A 22,307-nucleotide genomic window follows, 5' to 3' on the forward strand; every position below is an offset into this window, starting at 1 on the left:
CGGTCGCGCCTGCCGCCCGCAACGCGGCCGCCCGCCCCGGCCGGAGCCGGGGCGGGCGGATGGGGTCTGCCCCACCGGCCGCCGCCCGGAGGCGGGCGGCCGGGGGAACGGGCCTGTGGGCCGGATGGCGGTGGTGGTCCCGGCCCACAGGCCCGGGCCGTCACCCCCCGGCCCGCGGGCGGAGGGGCGGGTCGCGAGGGGCGGTGACGGCCGGGGTGGTGGCTTGCGGAAGGTGCCCCGGGAGGCGCCCCGGAAGGTGCCTCAGGACGTGCACGCCCCGCCGTTCAGCGTGAAGCCGGCCGGGTCGGACACCGAGCCCGACGAGGTGCCGTTGAAGCCGAAGCTCACCGACCCGCCCGGCGGGATCGTCGCGTTCCAGCCGAGCGGCTTGGCGCTCACGTCGCTGCCGCTCTGGGTGACGGTCGCGTTCCAGGCGTTGGTGATCCGCTGCTGGTCGGCGAAGGACCACTTCAGCTCCCAGGGGCTGATCGCGGTGTCGCCCGTGTTGCGGACCTCGACCTGCGAGGTGAAGCCGCCGCTCCAGCGGTAGGAGACGTAGTTCACCTCGCACGCCGCCGGGTCGGGGTCGCCCGGGTCACCGTCGTCCGTGCCCAGGCCCGCCACGTAGCCCGCGATCCAGGCCAGCGGGGCGTTCCAGTTGATCGCGACCTCGTTGGTCGAGTACGACTGGATGTCGTCGATGTAGCACATGGCGCCGACACAGCCCTGCAACTCGGCCTCGGCCGTCGGGTCCTGCAGCGCGCTGTCCGGGCCGCCGGAGAGCGAGCCGTCAGGCGGGTGCGGCAGGTCGGGGTCGAGCTGGTGCGCCCAGAACCTGTGGTGCTGGTTCTCCGAGGCGCGCTCGCCCCAGCCGGTGACGTACGAGTGGTTCAGCGGGTTGCGGCCCAGGATGTAGTCGAGGCCGGTCAGCACCGCGTCCCGGTAGGCCGACTCGCCCGTCAGGTCGCTCGCCGTGGCCAGGACGATCATGTTGTTCAGCACGCCGCTGTTGGAGCCCCAGAAGTAGTCCGCGCTCGCGGTGCCGAACGGCAGCCCGTAGGCGGCCGAGTCCGCGGCGTCGACCAGCGCGTCGGCGGCGTCGGTGACCGTCCCGCGCACCGCGGCCAGCTGGTCGGCGGTCAGGTCGTTGGGCACCGAGGCCAGGTCGAGCTGCCCCAGCGCGGCCGTCGAGCCCCAGGAGAACCCGCCGCTCGGGAAGATCGCCTCGGTGTCCCCGCTCAGCGGCGAGCCGAGCACGTCCTGCCGGTAGGAGTCCTCGCCCGTGGTGATGAACAGCTCGGCCGCCGCCCAGTAGAACTCGTCCGTCACGTCGGCGTCGTTGTACGCGCCGCCGCCGGTGGCGTCGGACGCCGGGGCCAGGATGTCCGGGTGCGCCAGGGCCGCCGCGTACGCGGTCTCCGCCGCGTCGAGGGCCTGCGCCGCGAAGTCCGGGTCGTAGGGCTCGAACAGGCGGGCGCCCTGGGCCGCCGCGGCGGCCAGGTTCAGCGTGGCCGCGGTCGACGGCGGGTGCAGCTCACGGGGCTGCGAGTCCTCGTTCGGCAGCTGCGGCAGGCCGGTCCACTGCGCGTCGTGCAGCTTGTGGTGGACCATGCCCGCGAGCTCCTCGCCCGCCGGCACCTGCATCGACAGCAGGAACTCCAGCTCCCAGCGCGCCTCGTCGAGGATGTCGGGGGTGCCGTTGCCCTGCTCGGGAACGGCCAGCTCGCCGTCGGCGAGCTGCTCGCCCGCCGCGTTCTCCGCGGTCAGCGTGCGCTCGTACTCCGACATCAGCTGCGCGACCGAAATGCCGCCGTTGACCACGTACTTGCCCTGGTCACCGGCGTCGTACCAGCCGCCGGCCGCGTCCAGGGTGTAGTCGCAGACGCCCTCCTGGCAGGGGACGTTGTCGTCGCCCTGGTTCGGCGCCACGTTGGCGTGCCCGGCCGGGCGGGCGTACTCCTCGCCCACCAGGTCGGCGTCGATCTCGATGCCGCTGCGCTGCTGGTAGAAGAACGACAGCGAGTCGTCCACCAGGTCGTCGTAGAGGTCGTCGCCGATCGAGAAGGGCTCGCTGGTCTCGCCGTCGATGGTGACCGTGTACCCGTCGCCCGGCTCGGTGACCTCGCTGAAGTCGAAGCCCTGCACGTTCTGGCCGGAGCTCGGGTCCACGCCGAGCGGGGTGGTGGTGCCGCCGGCCACCTCGCTGCCGTCCGCGGCGTTCAGCGTCCAGTCGCGGGCGCCGGTCTCCTCGGTCACGAAGGTGCCCTGCTTGGGCCCTTCGGTGAGGTAGCCGACCTGGTTGACGCGCACCGGGGAGCCGGTGTCCGGGTCGTAGGGCGGCTGCTCGGCCCCGCCGGTGAGCGAGACGTCGTCGAGGCAGAAGGTGTAGGGATCGTCGCTCCCGCCGATCTGGAACACCAGCTGGGCGGCGTCCAGGTCGGTGCCGGCCGTGAAGACGTGGGTGATCGGCTCGGCGACGTCCGTGATCTGGTCGGCCGAGCTGAGCTCCGGCGTGTACGGGTCGACGTTCAGCTGGACGTTGTTCTGGATGGTGACCGGGATGCTCGCGGTGGCGGTGTACGTGAGCTGGTAGGTCTCGCCCGCGGTCAGCGGGATGTCGTTGTAGCCGATGATGGCGTCCCAGAAGTTCGTGGTGCCACCCGGGACGTCCGTGCACAGCCGGCCGTCGACGACGGAGCTCGGGACGTTCTCCGTCCACCACCAGGGAGTGGTGGAACCGCTGGAGAAGTCGCCGTTGCTGATGAGTTCGGGGCCGGCCGCGACGGCGGGGCCGGCTCCGGCGGTGGCGGCCAGGCCGCCCGCGACGAGCCCGGCCGCGAGCGCGGCGCCGAGGAGTCGTCTGCGGTGTGGTGAGCGTCCGGGCGACTGGCCCGGTATCCGGTGTGACGAGGAAGGACGTTCGTTCACGGCTCGATCCTTCGGCAGGGGCGGACTGGGCATGGGAGCGCTCCCAAAAGATCCTCTGTGTCATGGCAGGAACCCGTCAACCCCTCGTCACCCCCCGAGTACCGCCAAAAACACCCAGCACTAAACTCCGCCCCGTGGACGTGACCATCGACCTCGTGCTCGCCCTGCACATCCTCGGCATCGGCGCGCTGCTCGGCGGCTTCCTCACCCAGGTGCAGGCCGCGCGCGGCGGCCAGGCCGCGATCGTGCCGGCCATGCTCGCCGGGGCGGCGGCGATGCTGGTCACCGGCGTGACCCTGGTCGGCCTCGACCAGGCCGCCGACCATCCCGTCGACAACGTCAAGATCGGCGTGAAGCTCGCCGTCCTCGTCGTGATACTCGGAATCGTGTACGTGCGGCGCGGCGAGCGGGTCCCTGCGGGGCTTTTCTGGGCGGTGGGGCTGCTCACGGCGGCGAACGTTTTCATCGCGACGGTGTGGTGACGCTTGGCGCTTGGCGCTTGGCGCTGGCCGCTGGTTTGGCGGGGTGGGGCGCTTTGGGGTGCCGTTCGGGGGTTTTCTGCGGGTTTGTTCGTGGTTGCTGCGGTTTGCGGCCCACGGCCCCGCACCCGCCCGGGGTGGGTATCGCCGAGAGGCGACGACGACGAGTACGCGTGGGTGCGGTGAACGTGCCAGGCGCCCGGGGAGGGGCCGTCACTCTCCCCGCCCGGGCGCCGGGAGCGTACGGGCGCCGTCAGGGGCCGGCAGGGGCAGGCCGGGCATCTGCGGGTGCCGCAGGTGCTGCTCGCCGTCGTCAACGTGCAGGGTGAACGTCTCCGGTCCCGGGGCTCCGGCCGCGTCGTAGGCGCCCAGGACCCGCTCGATCCGCTCCCACAGCCGGACCGGGCCGCCTTCCCTGACCTGCCACCTGCCGTCGGCCGGGGTGAGGGTGGCGGCGGAGCCGGTGACGACGTCGACCAGGTGCACGACCTCGCCGACGGTTGCCATCTGCGCGCCTGGCACCGCGCTTTGGGCCAGGAACCGCAGGTGGAACGCTTCCTCGGTCGCGGCGGTGATCCGCTCCGGGCCGTGCGGCGTCGTACGGGCCTTCCCGGGAAGGCCCGCAGCCCAGTGGGCGGGGTTGCCGAACGCCGGTGCCGCGTGCGTACGGGCCGACATGAAGGACACGGTGCCGGGCAGCAGCTGCCCCTCGGCGGTGCCGTCCTTGGCCACGGTGAGCAGGACCCGCGCGTACCCGTAGAGCCAGCCCGACAGAGTGAGCAGGATTTTTCCGCCCGGCCGGGCCTGCGCGAGGAGTGCGGGCGGGACGGCGCGGAAGGAGCAGGCGGCCACGATCCGGTCGAAGGACGCCTCGGGCCAGTACCCGTACAGTCCGTCCGCCACGGCGAGGGTCGGCGTGTAGCCGCAGCCGTACAGCGCGCCCGCCGCCTGCTCCAGCCGGTGGGGGTCGACCTCGATGGAGGTGACACCGGCGGAGCCGAGCCGTTCGCAGGCGAGCGCGGTCGAGTAGCCGGTGCCGGTGCCGATCTCCAGCACCGTGTGCCCCTCGGTGACCTCGGCGTCGGCCCACATCCGCACCACGAGCGAGGGCAGCGTGGACGACGAGGTCGGGGCGCCGCCGTGCCGTACGGCGGGCTGTTTCCAGTCGGGTTCGTTCCCGTCGAACTGCGTGATCAGGGTGGTGTCGGAGTACGCGGCGCCGAGCCAGCGGCCGTAGTCGAGTTCGGCGGTGACCGGCTCCCACACCGTCAGGCCGTTCCCGTCGCGCTCGTCGGCGGGCAGGTAGAAGCCCGGCACGAACTGGTGCCGCGGCACTGTCGCCACCGCAGCCCGCCAGGCGGAGTCGGCAAGGACGCCGTCCTCGGCGAGGGCCTTCGTCATCGTTTCGCGAAGTCGTGCGGCGTCGGTCTCCGGGTCGGCGGGCATGGTCATGGCCTGCCGCCTCCTTCCATGGTCAGGATGTCGGCGAACGACTCGGTGATGTCGTCGGCGTCGGGCAGCCAGCCCCACTGGCCGTTCGGATTGCATTCGATCGCCGTCCAGTGCCCAGCGTCGTCTCCTTCGCCAGTCAGGGCGAAGTCGAAACAGCCGAAGACCAGGCCGAAGGAGGCGAGGTAGCTGTGCAGCGCGGCCTCTACCTGGGCAGGAACGGTGAGGGGGGTGTGGATCAGCTCGTTCCAGTCGCCCCGGCGCCAGTCCAGCGCACCGTCCGGGGCGGCAATCTGCTGGGCGAAGACACGGCGGCCGACCACGGTGACGCGTACGTCGCCGGTCTTGGGGATCTCGGCCTGGAACAGGTGCGCGGTCACGTTGAGTGTGTCGTCGAACGACTCCGCATCGACGCGCTGGGCCCAGATCGCCCCGGTGTGCCCGTCCTCGTCGCGGGGCAGGCCGCGGAACGTCTTGTAGATGACGCGCTCGTGGCCTGCGGTGAACTTCCGCGCCGCCTCGACGTCGTTGGTGACCAGGGTCGGCGGGATTGTCAGGCCGAGCTCGGCGAACCGCTGGAGCTGGGCGGGCTTGAAGTCGGCACGGGTTACCGCGGCGGGGTGGTTGACATAGAGAGCGCCGTGCAGGTGGTTCAGGACGCCGCCGAGCCCGTGGCGGGCTTCAGCGGCGGCGAACTCGCGTTGCTGGGCGGGCAGGTGCTGATACCGGGCGGTGTACGGGGTGGGGCGGCGGTAGTACACCGCCGCCACCTCCCCCAGCTCCACCTCCCGGCTCGCCGTACGCAGCCGCCCGCCCCACGCCGGGGCGTCCTCGCCGATGTGGAACCCGAAGGTCAGGGCCGGTCCGATGTCGGCGGGGTTGACGCGTACGACGGGCACCTCACGCTCGTTCAGCGCGGCGATGACCCAGTCCGCGGTGACGTCTTCCAGCGCGGTGACGACCAGGACGGTGGAGGCCATCGACTCAGTCCGACTCGTAGTCGGTGGTGTGGTCGTCCTGGGTCTGCGGCTGCGGGTTCTGCCCGTCGCCGCCACCGGACATCGAGGCGGTGCCGGTCGTCCTTGACGTGCCGTGCTTGCCCATCTCCACGACCTGGCCGGCCGTGTCGGTGTAGCGGGCGGTCTGCGTGGACGCGTCGAGTGTCACCGTCGCGTACGACGGTGGGCCGACCGGCAGCCGGTCGGTGACCAGCCGCATCGCCCACGGAGCCTCGGGTGCAAGCGTCGCCATGCGAAGTCCTTTCCTCTGTACGTCACACGGCAGCCGGTGGCTGTCGCCTGAGAAGAATCCGCCCGGCGTGCGGCCCCTGTCGAGTACCGTAGATTTCGCGAACCGTGGCGGAAATGTCACGCGCCGTACATCATGGCGGGGAGGGCAAGACAGGGATGGCCAGAGAAACGGGCAACCCGCACCTGGCGCTGTGGATCGCGGCGACCGGCCAGTCCCAGGGCGAGATTGCCCGCCGCATCACTGCCCTGGCGAAAGCCCGAGGTCACCGGCAAGTCGCCCCGGACGCGACCCGTATCCGCCGCTGGATCGACGGCGAGCGGCCTCGGCCACCGGTGCCCGCTCTCCTTGCCGAGGTGGTCTCCGAGGCAGCCGGGCAGCCGCTCACACCCGGTGATCTCGGCCTGGCGGGTACCGGTGTGGTGCTGGATGGCATCCAGCTCCCGCTGTTGACCGAAGCAGCCGCCCAGGCTCTGGCCGGATGGACGCAGATGGACTTCATGAACCGCCGCGACACCCTCAAGCCCACCTTCGGCGCCCCGCTGATCCTCGCCGCCGAACGGATGCTCGGCGGCACCGCCCGCGCACTGAACTACGACTGCAAGGGCTTCGACGCCGACACCGTCACCGCCCTCGAAGAGGTGACCGCTTTCTTCACCAAGGCCGACGCTTCCAAGGGCGGCGCCCTGCACCGCTCGGCGATCGTCGCCCAGCTCGGCGAGGTCGCCCGCCGCATCCAGGACGGTGTCCCGCCGAAGCTGAAGACGAGGGTGTTCGCGGCGACCGCGGACCTGGCGGCGCTCGCGGGATGGGTCAGTCATGACGTGGGCCGCTACGGAATCGCCCAACGCCTGTGGAGCTACGGCACGTACGCTGCCGGCGAGGCAGGTCAGCGCGACCGGGCGGTGGAGATCGTCACCCGCATGTCTCACCAGATGATCTACCTCGGGCACCCGGCCGACGCCCTCGGCCTGCTCGGCATCGCCGCCCAGAAGGCCACGCTGCCCGCGACGAAGGCGCTGGTCGCCTCGCAGACCGGTCGGGTGCACGCGGCCCTCGGAGACGAGCGAGCGGCCGACCGGCACCTCGGTGACGCCGACGAACTCCTGGCGGACGGACTCGGCGACGACATCCCCGAGTGGGTGGCATACTTCGACGCGGCCGAGCACTCCGGCGCCCGCGCGGTCTCCGCCCGCGACCTCACCGGACTCGGCCGCGGCGGGCGGCCCGCGAGCACCCACTTCGAGGACGCGCTGAAGCTGAGGAAGCCCGGCTTCGACCGTGTCCGGGTCATGGACGGCGTCGGTCTGGCCGCCGCGCTGTTCGACGAGGGTGAGGCCGAGCGGGGAGCCGCCGCGGCCCACCAGGCGCTCGACGACGCCGCCCGTATCGACTCCACGCTCGTCGTCTCCCGGCTCAATACGCTGCTGGAGGCTGCCCGCCCGTACGAGACCGCCGCCGTCGATGAGGTGCGCACGCGGGCGAAGGAACTCGCCGCCGCCCGGCCGACCACGATCGCGGCCTGAGAGTATCGAGCGCATGGGCAAGCACCGCCGACCCGGCCCCCCGAACCAGCCGTCCCGTGCCGTCCCACGCGTGGATGCCGACGACCCGCTCGCCGCGTACAACAAGCGGCGCCGCCCGCCGATGGACACCTACCGGCGCCACCGGCCGGTGCACGGAGGCGCCGGCCACCTCCGTCCAGACGAGCCGCGGGTCTTGGAAGAGTGGAACGACTTCGCGTACGAGGTGGTGGGCACCGCCCCCGACCTCGCGGCGGCCCAGGAGTGGGTGAGTGAACTCCAGATCGAGGACGACTCGGCCGCTTGATGACTCTTGGTGAAGGCCGTGACGCTTCGTGCTCGCAGAAATGACTGGCAGATGGGAAACCGACACGGAGTCTCCAGGCGGACAAACGGTCGTCTGGGGTCCCTGCGGTCGCGATCAGCCTGGTCCCCCTTCAGGGCTTCAAGATCAACTCATTGCCCTTTGGCCCGTATCTCGGCGATACCTCGGGCTGGGTGGGGGGCGCTTTGGGGTGCCGTTCGAGGGTTTTCTGCGGGTTTGTTCGTGGTTGCTGTGGTTTGCGGCCCACGGCCCCGCACCCCGCCCGGGGTGGGGGCGGGAGGGTGGGGTGTGCGGGGGTGAGGGGGTGGTCCCCGGTGGCCGGTGGGCCGTGGCCGTAGGTCGGGGGTCCGGTGTCGGGGGCCGGGGTCTGGTGTCCGGGGGCGGGGGTTTACGGGGTGGGGGTGCGGGTGGTGCGGGTGAGTTCGAGGACGAGCTGGTTGGCGAGGAACCAGTGGGTTGCCGGGTGCCCGTAGGGAACGTGGTCGTCCTCGCTCGCGCTCAGGCCGCCCTGGGGGCGGGGCGTGAAGAACCCGCCGAACACCCCCCACACGCGGGGCTTTCGCACGCGCACGAACGCGGGCTCGCCCAGGTGCGGGCAGTGCCGTGCCGCGAGGTGGGCGCAGGGCGCGCACACGGGTGGCTTGCTGCACAGCAAGCCCTCCGGCCAGCCGGGGATGTCCTCGTCCGGGCCCGGGTGGCGCAGGGCGAACAGCCATCCCCTGCCGTTGCGGTCGGCGGGACGGCCGCAGACCTGGCAGAGCAGTTCGAGCATCGCGCGCCGCTGGCGGGTGGGGTGCATGGTGCGGAAGTCGGGCCGCCCGCTGCCGGGTTGCGGCCGAACGCGCGCCCACAGCACGCCGTGACGGTCGCGGTCCCCGGGGGTTTCGTCGCGGTAGGCCAGCCCCCGGCCGTCGGCCCGAACGGTCAGCGCCCCGTCCGTGACCACCAACTCGCCGCTCCACCGGGCGACCCACGGCACGGGCAGCCTCTTGGGGCCCCAGGCCGGCTGCGGAGGGGTGGGGAGGGCCACGGGAGGTCTGCGGGTACGGGCCGGGGCCGGGCGAGGCGAGATCTCTCTGCTCATCGTTTGCCCTCCGCCGACCAGCCCCCATGGCAACCGTGGACACAGGGATCGAAGGAGATCCCGAGGTGCCGCTCCGGTGGGCGGGGTTCGTGCTGGGTGCAGTCCTGGCAGCGCCGTTCGGCGCAGGCGGGGGAGATGTAGGGCCGCGGCGGATCGGCGGCAAGGCGAGGCTCATGCATGGCGCACGCTCCCCCGGAGGACGGACGTGAGGACCAGGCGCAGGGTTTCGGGGTCGGTCAGGCAGTCCCCGGCCGGGGGCACGAGCCACCGCACCGCGGGGCCGCCGCTCCACGGTCCGCAGCACCAAGTAGCGGGAGGCACTGCCAGGTTCGCGCCTGCGCCGAGGGCGTCGGTCCCCGGCACGAGCCAGGTGGCCGCCGCCCCGGGAGGGAGCAGCCAGGAGGCGACGTGCTGCTCCTGATCCTCGATGAGCGGTGGAGGGCCGCCGGGGAAGCGGCCCGCCGCCTGGAGGGCGGTGAGGCCGGCGACGCGGACGGCGTCGAAGTCCTGGCCGCACGGTATGACGAGTGCGCCTCCACCGGCGGGGGGCATCCACGCGGGCAAGGGGATCGTCGTCATGCTCGGCTCCTGTGACGGTGTGCTTGCTGACCGTCACATCGTGGCGCCGATGGAAGAGCTCAACGTTCCAGGATGTGGAACCTTCGGCGGTCAGGCCATGCCGACCCAGACCGCCAGCGACATCAGTTCTTCGTTCAGGCGCCGCTGCCGCCGGACGAGCGTTCCGACCACCTCGCGCGCCGTCGGGTGGTAGCGCACCTGCTGAGCAGCGGCCTCCCGGGCCCGCCGCAGCGACCTGACGGCCTGGTCCGTCTTGCCCATCTCCGTGAAAGCGCGGCTGAGGTCGATGAAGTGGCGCCCCACCCGAGTCGGCGAGTATCCCGCGGGGAACCGCACGTTCCGGGCGTGCTGGACGGCCTCCGGCAGCTGTTCCAGATCGACCCGTGTCTCGACCGTGTACTGGGCCACGTCCGTGGGGCCGAAGGACAGCCAGTACACGTCCGGCACGTCACGCCCGATGCGCTCCGCGGCCTCCGAGCCGAGCGCCAGGAAATCCGCCGATTGCGTCTCGTCCTTGGCGCGTGCGGCGATGAAGGAGGCGCGCAGGTGCAGCTTTCCGCTCACCGCCAACGCCGATACGCCCCGCGGCTCTTCGGCCTGCTCCACCAGCCGCTGGGCGCGGGCCACCACCTTGAGCCCCACTTCCGGCCTGCCCCGGCGCACGTAGGTCAGGCTTCGCGAGTACAGGCGCACGGCCTGAAGCAGCGGGTCTTCGGCCCGGGCGGCGACCCACCCCATGCGGTCGAGGGCGATCGACGCGAGTTCCGGGTAGCCGAGGCGCCCGGCGAACTGGTGGGCGATCCAGTAGGTGGTCGCGAGGGCCGCCGCGGCACGGCGGCGGTCGTCGGCCGGCTGCTGCTCGCTCAGCACAGTGGTCAGCTCGCCGAGAAGGCCGGGAAGGCGCTCCCCGACCCTCCGGTAGTCGGTGGCCCGGAACAGCCTTACCAACTCACCGGAGGCGATGTGCAGTTCGTGTACGGGCCGGGGGCGGATGTCCGGGTCGGGATCGACGTCGTAGAGGTCGAGCGCCTCGGTCAACGGCGTGATGAGGGAGTCGATTTCGTCCTGCCGCAGCTGCGAGACGTAGGGTTGCCCGTACAGCACGGACACGTCCACGTGGAGGGCGCGCGCCGTGGCGGCGACGAGGGCAGGGCTGGCCGGGACGAGCCCCGCCTCGACCTTTTTGATCATCCCCAGGGACACCGCGGCCCGCTGGGCCAGGCCCTCCTGTGTCCAGCGGCGGAGCTTGCGGTAGTCGGCGATGCGGACACCAGTGTGCTCATTGGCGGGGTATGACATGGTGACATCCGTTCTGACGGGTCACCAGAACGGTAACAGCAGACGGTCGCCTCATCACCCGGTGTGGGCGGGGCCCTTGTGCGATCGGCGGCTCCGCGTCCACCAACGGCGTTCCGCACTGCGGGGAGATGTACCGGCCCGGGGCGAGGCTGGGCGGCGTATTGCGGTTGTCAGGCATGAAGTACCCCCGGCGTCATCGACTGTTGCGATAACAGACCGTAGGCTCACGATTACCCGCGTATCTGAACGGTGGGAATATCTGCAGTTCAGCGGCGGGGGAATCAGTCGTCCAGGCGGAACCTGGTCGACATGCGACGCAGCCGCTCGGACACCGCCGCTCGCTCCGCCTGCCGGATGCGGCGCAGCGTGGCCCTGGCGATCGGATGATTGCGCATCAGCTGTGGGGCCGTGGCCTCGCCCTTCTCCCATTCGGCCAGGGCGCGGTCCCGCCGCCCGGACCAGAGGTAGGCGCGAGCCAGATCGAGGTGGTGATGCCCGCGCCGGGACTTCGGGAGTGCCCTGATCAGTGCCTCGTCCGTCTCCTCGTGCAGCCGCAGCGCCTCGTCCTGCCGGCTCATCTCAAGCTCCACGTTCACGGCGTGGATCGCCACGTTGCCCGCGCTGAACGTGAGGCTGTGCCGGTCGAACGGCGGCGGCCGGAGCGTCACCGTTCGCTCGCTTGCCTCTCGCGCCTGGGCGATGCGGTGCCGCGCCTCGGCGGGATTGTTGCCGCGCGCTGCCGACACGGCCGCGCGCAGATGGAGCGATCCCCATACGCGGATGGCGAGAGGGTCACCGGCGTCGTACCGCGGCTCGACTGCGCGCAACGCCTTGTCGGAGAGGGCGCCCGCGTCGCTCCAGTCGGCCGTGGCCCACATGTCCCACACACGCATCCAGTCGGCCACGGCGGGCATCAGTTCGTCGCCGGACCGCTCGGCCGCCCATGCGGCGCGCTCACAGGCCATGGTGACGAGCTCGGGATGCCCGAGCGCATGCGCTGCGGTGTGCCCGAACTTGCAGGCGATGGCGTAGACGCCGAACGCCTCCTCGCGTTCGCGGCCGGTGGCGACCTCGGCGAGCGCCCGTGCTTCGCGGAGCAGGTCGGGCAGGCGGGCCAGGATGGCGGTGTTCTGCGCGTCATCCCGCAACCGGTGCAGCGCCGCGGTTTCCCGCCACAGAGCCGCGGCGTTCCGCGGCCGTCCGTCGAACACGGGCGTCAGGTCGTAGCGTCGGAGTTCTCTTATGATCGCCGCCGCCGACACCTGCCACTGGTTCGCGGCCGCGGCCCCGGTGTAGGGGCGCTCGATCAGGTCGTTGGGGTGGATGTGGAGCACACCGGCCACCGAGTTGATGAGGCTGGTGCGGTCCAGTTCGATTGCGCCCTTCTCCACCTTCGACACCCATCCCTGGGTGCGGCCGAGCCGGGCGGCGACGTCGGCCTGGGTGAGCCCGAGTCGCAGCCTGGCCTCGCGCATCCGCTGTCCGATGCTCTGCGCCTCGCCCCGCATGTCACGGCACCTCCGTGCGGAAGGGGGCGATGCGCCGGCGTGCCAAGTCGGGCATGGTGACTCCGGTGTTCGTCCTGCGGTTCGCACTCAGGACCGTACCCCCTGCTCCCCTGCCGGGAACGGCGAAGGGCCCTCGGTGCGGGGAGCGGGTCGCGAACGTCCTGACGGGAGGTCGGCCGGTGCCGCGGGCCGGGGGGAGGCCGCGCTACACCCCGCACCAGAGGGCGTACTCCCGCAGTGTCTCCGGGGGTCTGGTGTGTGCCCGCAGCAGGGTTCCCACCGTCTCGTGGACGCCCGGGTCGTACCGCGTCTGCTGGGGCGCCACGTGCCGCGCTCGTTCCAGCGAGGCGAGGGCGTCGTCCGGCCGGGCGGTCCAGGCTTCGGCGCGGGCCCGCGACGCCCAGTAGGCCCCCGCCCGTGCCGCCGGGTACCGCTCCGGGAGCCGCACCCGCCTGGCCTCTTGGAGGGCCTTCGCGTGCCGGTCCATGTCCGCGCTGGCGGACATGGCGTGGATCAGGACGTTCGCCGGGCCGAAGACCAGGCCGTAGTCGCCCAACTCACCGGTCTGCCGGGCCAGTTCTCCTGCCTCCTGCAACCAGTCGTCCGCGGTGGACTCGTCGCCGCTGCGTCGGGCGAGGACGGCGGCGCGCAGGTACAACGCCCCGCGTACGGCCTGCGTCGCGGGCTCCCGGTCGTCGGAAAGGTCCTTCAGCGCCTGGTGGACGAGGGCGAAACCCCTGTCGTGCCGCGCGGCGTCCGCCACGAGCTGCGAGCGATCCCACCGTTCGATCGCCACCTGGCGTGGGTCGCCCGAGTGCGGGGCGGCGGCGGCCATGCGGCCGAGGGCGTGACGGGCCAGATCGACGAACCCGATCTGCCGGGCGACCACGTAGACGGTGCGCCCGAGTTCCGCCTGCAGCCAGCGGACCCGCTCCTTGTCCCGCCCGGGCCTGTCGTGCAGCAGTACGGCGTAGTTGACCTCCGCGATCAGCGCGGGCAACGTCTGGGCCACGTCGAGGTAGCGGCCGGCGGCGCGCGCGGTTTCGGCGTCCCGCACGGAGCGTGCCAGTTCGGGGAGCGCCCGCGGCGGGGGATCGTCCGCGCCCGGCGGGATGTCCCAGTCGTCGAGGGCGCTGCTGATCGGCGACAGCAGGGCGTCGAGCCGGTCCTGCTGGATCATCCGGATGTACGGCTGCCCGTGCAGCACGGAGACGCTCACGCTGAGGGCGCGGGCGAGGGCCGCGACGATGCTGGGGCTCGCGTAGCGCCTGCCCTTCTCGATGCGCGAGATCTGCGCCGCCGACACGTGTGCCCTGGCGCCGAGTTCACGGAGCGAGTAGCCGCGCAGGAGGCGCATCTTCTCGATGCGGGCGCCAATGCCCGTGCGGGCGGAAGAGGAGGGGACCGGCATGGGGAACTCCGTTGGTGCCGACCGTGGGTGACACCTCGACGGTACCCGCGGCTCCCCTGCCGGGAACGGCGAACGGCCCTCGGGGCGAGGCGCCAGGGGCGCGTTGCCCGGCCGGGTGCGGGCGAGGCCCCCGGCAGCCGGGCCGGGTGCGGGCGAGGGCTCGGCCGCCGGGCCGGGCAGGGGCCGGGGCCGCCGGGGTCTCGTCCGCGGTGTGCGCGGCTTCAGGCGGTGGTCGGCTGGTAGGTCAGGACCGTGACGCCGGAGGTGAACGTGGTGGTGTCGGCGAGCCTCAGGCCGGTGACGCTCTCGGGGCGGAACAGCGGCTCGCCCCGGCCCTTGAGGACGGGGTAGATCCAGATCCGGTACTCGTCGAGCAGTCCGGACGTGGCCAGGTGGTCGGTGAGGCGGCCGTTGCCCCAGATGAGGATGTCGCCGCCGTCCTGCTCCTTGAGCCTGGTGACCTCCGCGGTGAGGTCCTCGCCCGGGATGACGACGGTGGGGCTCCACGCGGCGGTGCCGACCGGCTGGGAGGCCACCACGTACTTGGTCATGGCGTTGACCTGGTCGGAGTAGGGGTTGCCGCCCATGTTCGGCCAGGCCTGAGCCATGCCCTCGTAGGTGATGCGGCCCAGCAGCAGCGCATCGCAGCCGGTGGTCAGGGCCAGGGCGTAGGCCATGGCGTCCTCGCTGTTGTGGCTCAGGGACCACTCGTGTGGGTTGTCGATGAAGCCGTCGAGGGTGGCGTAGGTGGAAGCGATGATCTTTCGCACGGTGTCTCCCGGAAAGTGGGTGGGCGGGGCCCTCTGATCGGGCCCGCAAGGGGTGTGGTCAGGCGGCCGCGCGGGTCCGGCGCCAGGGGTCGCTGGGGACGAAGTGGGTGTCGAAGCGCTCCTGGACGGCCAGGAGTTCGCGGGGGTCGGCCTGGCCGCGGCGGACGCGGTCCAGCAGGCGGAAGTAGGCGTCCCGCTCCACGCCCGGGGTGATCACGATCAGCGCGTCGGCAGCCGACCCGGGGGCGGCCGCGAAGGCGTGGACGGCGTGCGGCGGGACCACGAGAGTGCCGCCGGCCTCGACCTCCACCACCTCCTCGCCCGCCAGGACCTGCAGCCGCCCGTCCAGGACGAAGAACAACTCGGCCGAGCCGCGGTGGTAGTGCGGGGTCGCGCCGTCCCGGCCGCGTCCCAGGGTGGTGCGGCTGACTCCCAGGAAGCCGCCGGTGGCCGACGCGTCGGCCAGCAGGGCGATGGTGTCCGGCCCCGCGCCGAGGAACTCGGCGTCCTGCGGGCGTATCACCAGGGGGCCGAACGCGGGCCGCTCGTCCGGGGGCGTCCCCGGCGGGTGTGTGTCGCTCATGCCGAGATGATTGCACGCCTGATAGTACGGCGTCAAACTATACGGTCACGTTTGTATTCGGCCTCGAACTACACTGGGAGGCATGAGCACCGCACACACGCCCGACCCCATCCCCGCTTCCGCCTCACCCGGCGCCGCCTCCCAACCGGGCGAGGCCACGGCGGCGGCCGTCCCGGACGCCCCCGGTGCCCCCGGCGGGCCGGACGTGGCGGACGCCGCCGACGCGGTGGATGCGGTGGTCGCCGCCTGGCAGCGCGAACGCCCCGACCTGGACCTCGCCGCGATCGCGGTGGTCGGTCGGCTCGGCCGCGTGAACCTGCTCCTCGGCCCCGCCCAGGAGCGGGTGTTCACCGAGTTCGGCCTGCAGCGCGGCGAGTTCGACGTCCTGGCGGCGCTGCGCCGCTCGGGCGCCCCCTACGTCCTCAGCCCTTCGCGGCTGTCCGACCTGCTGATGCTCTCCCGGGCGGGGATGACCAACCGGCTGGACCGTCTGGAGTCCGCCGGCCTGATCGAGCGCTCCCTTGACCTCGCCGACCGGCGCAGCTTCCGGGTCCGCCTCACCGAACAGGGCTACGCCACCGTCGACGCCGCCATGACGCGGCACACCGCCAACGTCACCGCCCTGCTGGCGGGCCTCACCCCCGGGGAACTGGCCACCCTGGACGCCCTGGCACGCAAACTCCTGCACCACCTGGCCACCCCCGCCCGCTGAGGTGGGGCGACGCCCGCCGGGCCGACGGCGGGTCCGCCGTCCCGGGGGAGGGACGGCGAGCCGGGGCGGCCCCGGAGGAGGGGGTCAGGCGGCCTGGAGGAGGGAGAGGAGGAGGGTGGCGGCGCACAGGAGGACGTAGGCCGCGGTGGCCAGGGCGACGAGGCGGGTGCGGCGGGCCTCGGGGAGGGGGCGGCGGGCGAGGTAGGCGGCCAGGGCGGGCAGCAGGAGCACCGCGTGCAGGGTGAGGGCGTGGAAGCCCTTCAGGAAGCCGGCCTCCGCGTAGGCCGTGGCCGGGCCCTGTGCCCGGGAGAGGGTGACGCCGCGGACGATCATGGCGACGCCGGAGCCGAGGCCGGCGAGCAGGAGGGCGAAGCCGGCGCGCAGCGCGAGCCGCCGGCTGGGCGGCCCCTCGACGCGGCCGCGGAAGGCGAGAAGGGCGAGGGCGCCCAGGGTGGCGACCAGGACCGCGCCGCCCGCGGCCAGGCTGTAGGCGATCAGCGCGTCGGCCGGCGTCTCCGTGTTGAAGTGCGAGGGGACGTGACGCCAGGCCTGCACGGTGATGCCGGTGACCTCAAGCACGCAGTCGGCGGCGAAGACGCCGAGCAGCAGCGCCCTCGTCCTCGCGGCGAGCCGCAGGTGGGAGGCCACCCAGGTGACGGCGATGAGCGTGCCGCCGAAGGAGAGGCCGAACGTCACCGGCTTGCGCCAGGACAGCGGCCCGAACCAGGGGCGCGGATCGGCGGCGGCCACCGCCAGGTGGCTGAGGCCGGCGGCGATCAGCAGGAGGCCGACGAGGTGGCAGGCGCGCTCCGCGGGCGGGCGGCCGGTCAGGTAGCGGCGGAGGCGGGGCGCGGGCGGAAGGGGAGCGGCCGGTGCGGCGGGCCGCGCCGGGGCGGGAGCGGGAGTGGCGGACACGGGGGTCTCCGGGGCGAAGGGACGGGCGGTGGCGGGGAGTTGCACGGTGCCGACGTGCGGGGCAGTTGCACGGTGCCGACGTGCGGGGCCGGTCGGGGCGGCTCCTGGCCCGGGGCGGGCTTCGGCCGGGGCCGGGAGGGCGGTGGCCCGGTGGTCTCCCCCGCGGGACCGCCGGGCCGCCGCCCTCCCGGGGCGTTCAGGCCGTCACGTCGCGGCGGGCGAAGGCCGTGGCGGAGAGGGCCAGGAAGGCCGCGCTGTAGGCGGCGAGGGTGAGCAGGGCCCGGGTGGCGCTGACGTCCGGGGTGCCGCCCTGGCCGAGCGCCTCCAGCAGGAGGCCGGGGAAGAACTCCTTGCCCGCGCTCCAGGCGTCGCCGGTGAGGTGCTCGAAGGGGCCCGCCCAGGCGATGCCGACGGCCAGGGTCAGCGGCACCGAGCGCAGCAGCATGGCCAGCAGCAGGGCGAAGGTCGCGTACCCGGTCACCCACACCAGCACGGTCGCGTAGTCGGCCGCGGCGGAGCCGATGCCGTCCAGGCTGATCCAGGCGCCCGCGTCCACGTCGAAGGAGCCGGCCAGGAGCCTGGCGACCAGCCACATCAGCAGCTCGGCGCAGGCCAGTCCCGCGGCGGCGAAGGCGAGCAGGGCGGCGAGGCGGCCCACGAGCAGCGGCACGCGCCGCGGCTGGGCGAAGAGCATCGTGCGGTAGGTGCCGCGCGAGAACTCCAGCGCGAACACCCCGCAGAGCAGCGCGAAGAGCAGCGTTCCGGCGAAGGCGACGGCCGAGCGGAAGACCTGGGTGCCGCCGCCCGGGTCGGCCAGCTCCTCCAGGGTCGGCATCATGCCGTCGGTGGGAACCCGGGCGGCGGGCTCCGCGGCGGCCAGGACCAGGGCGGCCCCGGCGGCGGCGAAGACGAGGGCGGCGATCAGGGCGGGCCACAGGGTGCGGCGCCTGGTGAGCCTGGTCCACTCGGCGAGGAACGTGGCGCGCAGCGAGGCGCTGGTGGAGATGGTCACGCGGGCTCTCCTTCGATCATCCGCAGGTAGGTGGACTCCAGGGTGGGGCGGTCGATCCTGAGCTCGGCGAGCAGCAGCCCGGCGTTCGCGGCGGCCCGGTTGACGGTCGCGGCGGCCAGCCGCGGGTCGCGCTCCCCGAGCGGGACGACCAGGTGGTCGCCGGCGCGTTCGGCGGCCAGGCCCTCGTTCGCCACGACGGTGGCCAGCCGTTCCAGGTCGGCCTGTTCTGCCGGGAAGAGGACGAGTTCGGCGCCGGAGCGGGTGGCGAACTCGCCGGCCGGGCCCGCGTAGGCGAGGCGGCCCTGCTCGATGATGAGCAGCCAGTCGCAGACCTGTTCCAGCTCGCCGAGGAGGTGGGAGGAGACCAGCACGCTCCGGTCCTCGGCGGCGAGGCGGGAGATGAGGTCGCGCATGTCGCTCATGCCGGCCGGGTCGAGGCCGTTGGTGGGCTCGTCGAGGATCAGCAACTCGGGCTCGCCGAGCAGGGCGGCGGCTATGCCGAGCCGCTGCTTCATGCCGAGGGAGTACGTGCCGAACCGGTCGCCGCCGCGGTCCGCGAGTCCCACGAGCCGCAGCACCTCGGGGACCCGCCGCGGGTCGTGGCCGCCGAGCCTGGCCAGCACCTGGAGGTTCTCGTGTCCCGTCAGGGAGGGCCACAGCGCCGGGCCTTCGAGCAGGGCGCCGACGCGGGAGACGTAGCGCTCGGGGTGGCTGAGGGAGCGCCCGAGCACGGTGCCCTCGCCCGCGGTGGGGCGGACCAGGCCGAGCAGCATCGCCATGGTGGTCGTCTTGCCTGCGCCGTTGGGGCCGATGAACCCGGCGACCACGCCGCGGGGCAGTTCCATGGTCAGCCCGTCGACGGCGGTCCGGCCGCCGTAGCGCTTGGTGAGGTTGTGCGTCGTCAGCACGGGGGCTTGCGTCGTCATGCCTGCCAGCGTTCCGGGAACGCGCCTCCCGGTCGTCCGCCGGCGGGAGACACCTCGGGCTACCACGCGGGGAGTAGCCGGGAGGGGCACGGGGCCTTCCCTCCGCGGATGCGTGCCCTCCCCGCCCACCCCGAAATGTTTCGAAAGAAGTATGGAAGTTCTCGGGGCGGCGGCGCCCGATGGGGTCTCGATGGCGGTGAAACGGGGCGCGTGACGTGCGGGAACGAGCCGTGCGGCGGGTGAACATGCAGGTCACTGGGTCGAATGGGGGAAGGGTGCCCGAGCGCTGGGCTCTCAGAAAACTTCCGGAAAGAAGTGTTGACCCCGGCCCGATTCGGGCGCAGACTCCCCAACGATCGTTGCCGAATCGCCATGGACACGTCGCCCGACAGCCCCTCGTCAGGCGGCGTTCCAGGAGCCGCGGCAGGTACCACCCCCCACCTCCGGGCGGCCTGTCTCCCGCCCGGGTTCTGGCAGAAGGGTCAGCAATGATCAGAGAAACGGTCAGGAAAACCCATCGCGCGAAACGCCCGCGCCTGCTCTCCGGCCTGCGCAAACTCGCCGTCGTCGCCTCGGCCGGCCTGCTCGCCTCGGCGGGGCTCGTTGCGTTCTCCGGCACCGCCGAGGCCGTCGGCACCCTCGGCAACGCGGCGGCCCAGAGCGGCCGTTACTTCGGCACCGCGGTCGCGTCGAGCCACCTCGGCGAGAGCCAGTACGTGTCCACGCTCGACCAGCAGTTCGGCAGCGTGACCCCGGAGAACGAGATGAAGTGGGACGCCACGGAGAGCAACCGTGGGCAGTTCAACTTCGGCAGCGCCGACCAGATCGTCAGCCACGCGCGCGCCCAGGGCATGAGCGTGCGCGGCCACACCCTGGTCTGGTACTCGCAGCTGCCCGGCTGGGTCAGCGGCCTGGGCGCCAGCGACCTGCGCTCCGCGATGAACAACCACATCACCCAGCTCATGACGCACTACCGGGGCCAGATCTACGCCTGGGACGTCGTCAACGAGGCCTTCCAGGACGGCAACAGCGGCGCCCGCCGCTCCTCGCCCTTCCAGGACCGGCTGGGCGACGGCTACATCGAGGAGGCGTTCCGCACCGCCAGGTCCGTCGACCCCAACGCCAAGCTCTGCTACAACGACTACAACATCGACGGGATCAACGCGAAGAGCAACGCGGTCTACAACATGGTCCGCGACTTCACGTCCCGCGGCGTGCCCATCGACTGCGTCGGCTTCCAGGGCCACTTCAACCCCCAGTCCCCGGTGCCGAGCGACTTCCAGAGCAACCTGCAGCGCTTCGCCGACCTCGGCGTGGACGTGCAGATCACCGAGCTGGACATCGAGGGCTCCGGCTCCGCGCAGGCCGACAACTACCGGCGCGTCGTGTCCGCCTGCATGGCCGTCTCCCGCTGCACCGGCATCACCGTCTGGGGCGTGACGGACAAGTACTCCTGGCGCTCCAGCGGCACCCCGCTGCTGTTCGACGGCAACTACCAGCCCAAGCAGGCCTACCAGGCGGTGCTCACCGCCCTCGGCGGCTCGGGCAGCGACCCCGGCGACCCCGACCCGGGCACCGGTGCCTGCTCCGTGTCCTACGCGGAGACCCAACGCTGGGGTGACCGCTTCAACGGGCAGGTCACCGTCACCGCAGGCAGCTCCGCGATCAGCAACTGGACGGTGACCGTGACCGTCCACTACCCGCAGAAGATCTCCGCCACCTGGAACGGCTCGCCGACCTGGGACAGCAGCGGGAACGTGATGACGATGCGGCCCAACGGCAACGGGCAACTCGGCGCCGGGGCCTCCACCAGCTTCGGCTTCACGGTGATGGCGAACGGCAACTGGTCGGCGCCGACCCTCGGTTCCTGCACCGTCTCCTGACCCGGCCCTGGCCGGCCCGCCAGGACCGGCCGGCCGCGGGTGGCGCGGCGGATCTCCCTCCCGGCCGCCGCGCCACCCACCCGCCGCCCACGCCCGGGGCCGCCGCCACACAACGGCCCGCCCCGGCGTGGGCGGCCGCGTTCCCGGGCCCGGGGCCGATGCGCGGCCCGGGCCCGGGCACGCGGCTGCGTGCCTGGGGTTCGGGGCCGGGCGGACTCGGCCGCGTGCCAGGCGCTCAGGCCGGGCGGACCGCCGCGTACCAGGGCATCGCGTCCACCGACTCGTACGTGATGACGTCGCCCGGCTTGGGCGCGTGGATGATCGTCCCGTCGCCCACGTACATCCCGACGTGGCTGATGTCGGAGTAGAAGAAGACCAGGTCGCCCGGCTGAAGCTGGTCGCGGGACACCCGCGTGCCGATGTTCACCTGGTCCCAGGTCACCCGCGGGATCTCCACCCCGGCCGCCCGCCACGCCGCCTGGGTGAGGCCGGAGCAGTCGTAGGAGCTGGGGCCCGTCGCCCCCCACACGTACGGCTTGCCGAGCTGGGCCTCGGCGAAGGCGACCGCCGCCTCCGCCTGGGAGCCCGCGTCGGCGGGCGCCTCGGACTCCTGCTGCTCCTGCTCCTGCTGCCGGGCCGCCTCCTGCTGCGCCGCCCGCTCCTCCGCGGCCCGGCGCTGCTCCTCGGCGCGCCGCTCGGCCTCCTCCTGCTCCAGCCGCTCCAGCTCGTCGAGTTCGGCCTGCTCCTCGTCGCTGAGCTGGTCGAGCAGCGCCCGCGCCTCGGCGAGCCGGCCCTGCACCGTCTCCTTCTGGGTGGCGAGCTCGGCCCTGCGGTCCTCCAGATCCGTCAGCGCCTCGGCGGCCCCGGCCCGCTGGTCCTCGGCCTCCGCCTGCCGCTCCGTGTACTCCTGGAGCGCCCGCGACTGGAGGTCGCCGAGCCGGTCCAGCGTGTGGTGCCGGTCGAAGAAGCTCTGCGGGTCGGTGGCGAGCAGCAGCGCGGCCGTGTCGGACAGGCCGCTGCCCCCGGTGCGGTACTGCGCCGCGGCGAAGGAACCCAGCGCCCGGCGGGCCTCGTTGACCTGGTCGGTGGCCCTGGCGGCCTGGTCGAGCAGCTGGTCCACGGTGTCCTGCTGCCGGTCGACGTCCTCCTGGGCCTCGTCGTAGCGCTGGGTGGCGACCTCGGCCTCGCGATACAGCTCGTCGACCTGCTGCTGGACCTCGACCGCGCGCTGGTGCGCCGAGTCGGCGCGCTCGCGCTGCTCCTCTATGGAGGTCGGGTCGTTGTCGTCGGCCCAGGCGCCCTGCGTCAGCAGGGTCACCGAGGCGAGAGCGGCGGCACCCACGCCGACGGCGCCGCGACGCGCGGCCGGGGAATCGAGGATGCCGTTGATTCCGTTGCGCGGCTTGCGGTGGGAACCCAAGACGGGCGTCTCCTTCCCTGCCCGCCCTCCCGGGTGGTTCCCCGGCCGGCGGCCGTGAACGAGCCGACGGCACCCCCAGCGTGCCCGGGACAAGCGGCGGCGGCTCGTGCCGCCGGGATCGGCGTCAGGGGAGCGAGCCACCTGCCGCCGCACGGTAGCCACTCGCCGGGCCGTTTGTGAAGGCCGATGTGCGATATGGGCGAAACCAATTCGTGACCTTCGCCACGTCCGCCGCCCCGGCCAGGGCGCGGCC

General features: G+C 72.8%; 20 protein-coding genes. 5 read left to right on the forward strand and 15 right to left on the reverse strand.

Annotation, left to right across the window (positions count from 1 at the left end; genetic code table 11):
* Positions 1–261: 261 nt before the first annotated feature.
* On the reverse strand, positions 262–2,961 hold the full coding sequence (locus D7294_RS01045; protein WP_120674404.1) for a glycoside hydrolase family 9 protein: 2,700 nt from the start codon (positions 2,959–2,961) through the stop codon (positions 262–264).
* Positions 2,962–3,062: 101 nt separating this feature from the next.
* Between D7294_RS01045 and D7294_RS01050 the strand changes: the two genes are divergently transcribed.
* Positions 3,063–3,410 (forward strand): hypothetical protein, encoded by a 348-nt coding sequence (locus D7294_RS01050; RefSeq protein WP_120674407.1) that lies wholly within the window; start codon positions 3,063–3,065, stop codon positions 3,408–3,410.
* A 210-nt stretch (positions 3,411–3,620) separates the two neighbouring features.
* Here the strand turns inward: D7294_RS01050 and tgmC are convergent, their stop codons facing one another.
* The 3 genes from tgmC to D7294_RS01065 are packed head-to-tail and all read right to left on the reverse strand — an operon-like array spanning position 3,621 to position 6,107.
* Positions 3,621–4,859 carry an ATP-grasp peptide maturase system methyltransferase gene (gene tgmC / locus D7294_RS01055; RefSeq protein WP_120674409.1) on the reverse strand — a complete coding sequence of 413 codons (1,239 nt, stop codon included), beginning with the start codon at positions 4,857–4,859 and terminating at the stop codon, positions 3,621–3,623.
* Entirely contained in the window at positions 4,856–5,836 is a 981-nt protein-coding gene (gene tgmB / locus D7294_RS01060) for an ATP-grasp ribosomal peptide maturase (protein WP_120674411.1), read from the reverse strand. Before tgmB ends, tgmC begins: the two co-directional genes overlap by 4 nt.
* A gap of 4 nt (positions 5,837–5,840) precedes the next feature.
* Positions 5,841–6,107, reverse strand: a complete 267-nt coding sequence (locus tag D7294_RS01065; RefSeq protein ID WP_120674413.1) for a putative ATP-grasp-modified RiPP — start codon at positions 6,105–6,107, stop codon at positions 5,841–5,843.
* Between the two features lie 155 nt (positions 6,108–6,262).
* Between D7294_RS01065 and D7294_RS01070 the strand changes: the two genes are divergently transcribed.
* Complete coding sequence (locus D7294_RS01070) at positions 6,263–7,630, forward strand: NsdA family TPR-like regulatory protein (protein ID WP_120674415.1); 1,368 nt, start codon at positions 6,263–6,265, stop codon at positions 7,628–7,630.
* A gap of 70 nt (positions 7,631–7,700) precedes the next feature.
* The gene (locus tag D7294_RS01075) at positions 7,701–7,934 is read left to right on the forward strand and encodes a DUF6087 family protein (RefSeq protein ID WP_241562011.1); all 234 of its coding nucleotides are present in this window, start codon (positions 7,701–7,703) and stop codon (positions 7,932–7,934) included.
* Positions 7,935–8,340: 406 nt separating this feature from the next.
* Here the strand turns inward: D7294_RS01075 and D7294_RS01080 are convergent, their stop codons facing one another.
* The 7 genes from D7294_RS01080 to D7294_RS01110 form a co-directional block, all read right to left on the reverse strand.
* Positions 8,341–8,931, reverse strand: a complete 591-nt coding sequence (locus D7294_RS01080; RefSeq protein WP_147450746.1) for a hypothetical protein — start codon at positions 8,929–8,931, stop codon at positions 8,341–8,343.
* 276 nt (positions 8,932–9,207) lie between these two features.
* Positions 9,208–9,615: a hypothetical protein gene (locus tag D7294_RS01085; RefSeq protein ID WP_120674421.1), complete on the reverse strand. Its 408-nt coding sequence runs from the start codon at positions 9,613–9,615 to the stop codon at positions 9,208–9,210.
* A gap of 90 nt (positions 9,616–9,705) precedes the next feature.
* Positions 9,706–10,914 (reverse strand): helix-turn-helix domain-containing protein, encoded by a 1,209-nt coding sequence (locus tag D7294_RS01090; RefSeq protein ID WP_120674423.1) that lies wholly within the window; start codon positions 10,912–10,914, stop codon positions 9,706–9,708.
* A 281-nt stretch (positions 10,915–11,195) separates the two neighbouring features.
* Complete coding sequence (locus tag D7294_RS01095; RefSeq protein WP_120674425.1) at positions 11,196–12,422, reverse strand: helix-turn-helix domain-containing protein; 1,227 nt, start codon at positions 12,420–12,422, stop codon at positions 11,196–11,198.
* Positions 12,423–12,627: 205 nt separating this feature from the next.
* On the reverse strand, positions 12,628–13,833 hold the full coding sequence (locus D7294_RS01100; protein WP_120674427.1) for a helix-turn-helix domain-containing protein: 1,206 nt from the start codon (positions 13,831–13,833) through the stop codon (positions 12,628–12,630).
* A gap of 221 nt (positions 13,834–14,054) precedes the next feature.
* On the reverse strand, positions 14,055–14,603 hold the full coding sequence (locus D7294_RS01105) for a dihydrofolate reductase family protein (RefSeq protein ID WP_120674429.1): 549 nt from the start codon (positions 14,601–14,603) through the stop codon (positions 14,055–14,057).
* Positions 14,604–14,661: 58 nt separating this feature from the next.
* Positions 14,662–15,186 (reverse strand): cupin domain-containing protein, encoded by a 525-nt coding sequence (locus D7294_RS01110; RefSeq protein ID WP_120674431.1) that lies wholly within the window; start codon positions 15,184–15,186, stop codon positions 14,662–14,664.
* 82 nt (positions 15,187–15,268) lie between these two features.
* On the opposite strand from D7294_RS01110, the gene D7294_RS01115 reads away from it, so the two are divergent.
* Entirely contained in the window at positions 15,269–15,898 is a 630-nt protein-coding gene (locus D7294_RS01115) for a MarR family winged helix-turn-helix transcriptional regulator (RefSeq protein ID WP_120674433.1), read from the forward strand.
* A gap of 84 nt (positions 15,899–15,982) precedes the next feature.
* On the opposite strand, the gene D7294_RS01120 is transcribed toward D7294_RS01115, so the two are convergent.
* The 3 genes from D7294_RS01120 to D7294_RS01130 form a co-directional block, all read right to left on the reverse strand.
* Positions 15,983–16,813 (reverse strand): hypothetical protein, encoded by an 831-nt coding sequence (locus tag D7294_RS01120; RefSeq protein WP_241562012.1) that lies wholly within the window; start codon positions 16,811–16,813, stop codon positions 15,983–15,985.
* A gap of 196 nt (positions 16,814–17,009) precedes the next feature.
* On the reverse strand, positions 17,010–17,825 hold the full coding sequence (locus D7294_RS01125; protein WP_241562013.1) for an ABC transporter permease: 816 nt from the start codon (positions 17,823–17,825) through the stop codon (positions 17,010–17,012).
* Positions 17,822–18,751: an ABC transporter ATP-binding protein gene (locus tag D7294_RS01130; RefSeq protein ID WP_241562014.1), complete on the reverse strand. Its 930-nt coding sequence runs from the start codon at positions 18,749–18,751 to the stop codon at positions 17,822–17,824. The genes D7294_RS01125 and D7294_RS01130 overlap by 4 nt, the downstream gene beginning before the upstream one ends.
* Positions 18,752–19,239: 488 nt before the next feature.
* Between D7294_RS01130 and D7294_RS01135 the strand changes: the two genes are divergently transcribed.
* Complete coding sequence (locus tag D7294_RS01135; protein WP_120674437.1) at positions 19,240–20,634, forward strand: glycoside hydrolase family 10 protein; 1,395 nt, start codon at positions 19,240–19,242, stop codon at positions 20,632–20,634.
* 235 nt (positions 20,635–20,869) lie between these two features.
* On the opposite strand, the gene D7294_RS01140 is transcribed toward D7294_RS01135, so the two are convergent.
* Positions 20,870–22,054, reverse strand: a complete 1,185-nt coding sequence (locus D7294_RS01140; protein WP_120674439.1) for a C40 family peptidase — start codon at positions 22,052–22,054, stop codon at positions 20,870–20,872.
* Positions 22,055–22,307: the final 253 nt, after the last annotated feature.

It is taken from the genome of Streptomyces hoynatensis, assembly GCF_003626535.1.
Classification (GTDB): domain Bacteria; phylum Actinomycetota; class Actinomycetes; order Streptomycetales; family Streptomycetaceae; genus Streptomyces; species Streptomyces hoynatensis.

Bases quoted from the DNA above. Each gene is read 5' to 3' on its own strand.
- D7294_RS01045 (WP_120674404.1), bottom strand. From the start codon at position 2,961: ATGCCCAGTCCGCCCCTGCCGAAGGATCGAGCCGTGAACGAACGTCCT.
- tgmC (WP_120674409.1), bottom strand. From the start codon at position 4,859: ATGACCATGCCCGCCGACCCGGAGACCGACGCCGCACGACTTCGCGAA.
- tgmB (WP_120674411.1), bottom strand. From the start codon at position 5,836: ATGGCCTCCACCGTCCTGGTCGTCACCGCGCTGGAAGACGTCACCGCG.
- D7294_RS01065 (WP_120674413.1), bottom strand. From the start codon at position 6,107: ATGGCGACGCTTGCACCCGAGGCTCCGTGGGCGATGCGGCTGGTCACC.
- D7294_RS01070 (WP_120674415.1), top strand. From the start codon at position 6,263: ATGGCCAGAGAAACGGGCAACCCGCACCTGGCGCTGTGGATCGCGGCG.
- D7294_RS01085 (WP_120674421.1), bottom strand. From the start codon at position 9,615: ATGACGACGATCCCCTTGCCCGCGTGGATGCCCCCCGCCGGTGGAGGC.
- D7294_RS01090 (WP_120674423.1), bottom strand. From the start codon at position 10,914: ATGTCATACCCCGCCAATGAGCACACTGGTGTCCGCATCGCCGACTAC.
- D7294_RS01095 (WP_120674425.1), bottom strand. From the start codon at position 12,422: ATGCGGGGCGAGGCGCAGAGCATCGGACAGCGGATGCGCGAGGCCAGG.
- D7294_RS01100 (WP_120674427.1), bottom strand. From the start codon at position 13,833: ATGCCGGTCCCCTCCTCTTCCGCCCGCACGGGCATTGGCGCCCGCATC.
- D7294_RS01110 (WP_120674431.1), bottom strand. From the start codon at position 15,186: ATGAGCGACACACACCCGCCGGGGACGCCCCCGGACGAGCGGCCCGCG.
- D7294_RS01115 (WP_120674433.1), top strand. From the start codon at position 15,269: ATGAGCACCGCACACACGCCCGACCCCATCCCCGCTTCCGCCTCACCC.
- D7294_RS01130 (WP_241562014.1), bottom strand. From the start codon at position 18,751: ATGACGACGCAAGCCCCCGTGCTGACGACGCACAACCTCACCAAGCGC.
- D7294_RS01135 (WP_120674437.1), top strand. From the start codon at position 19,240: ATGATCAGAGAAACGGTCAGGAAAACCCATCGCGCGAAACGCCCGCGC.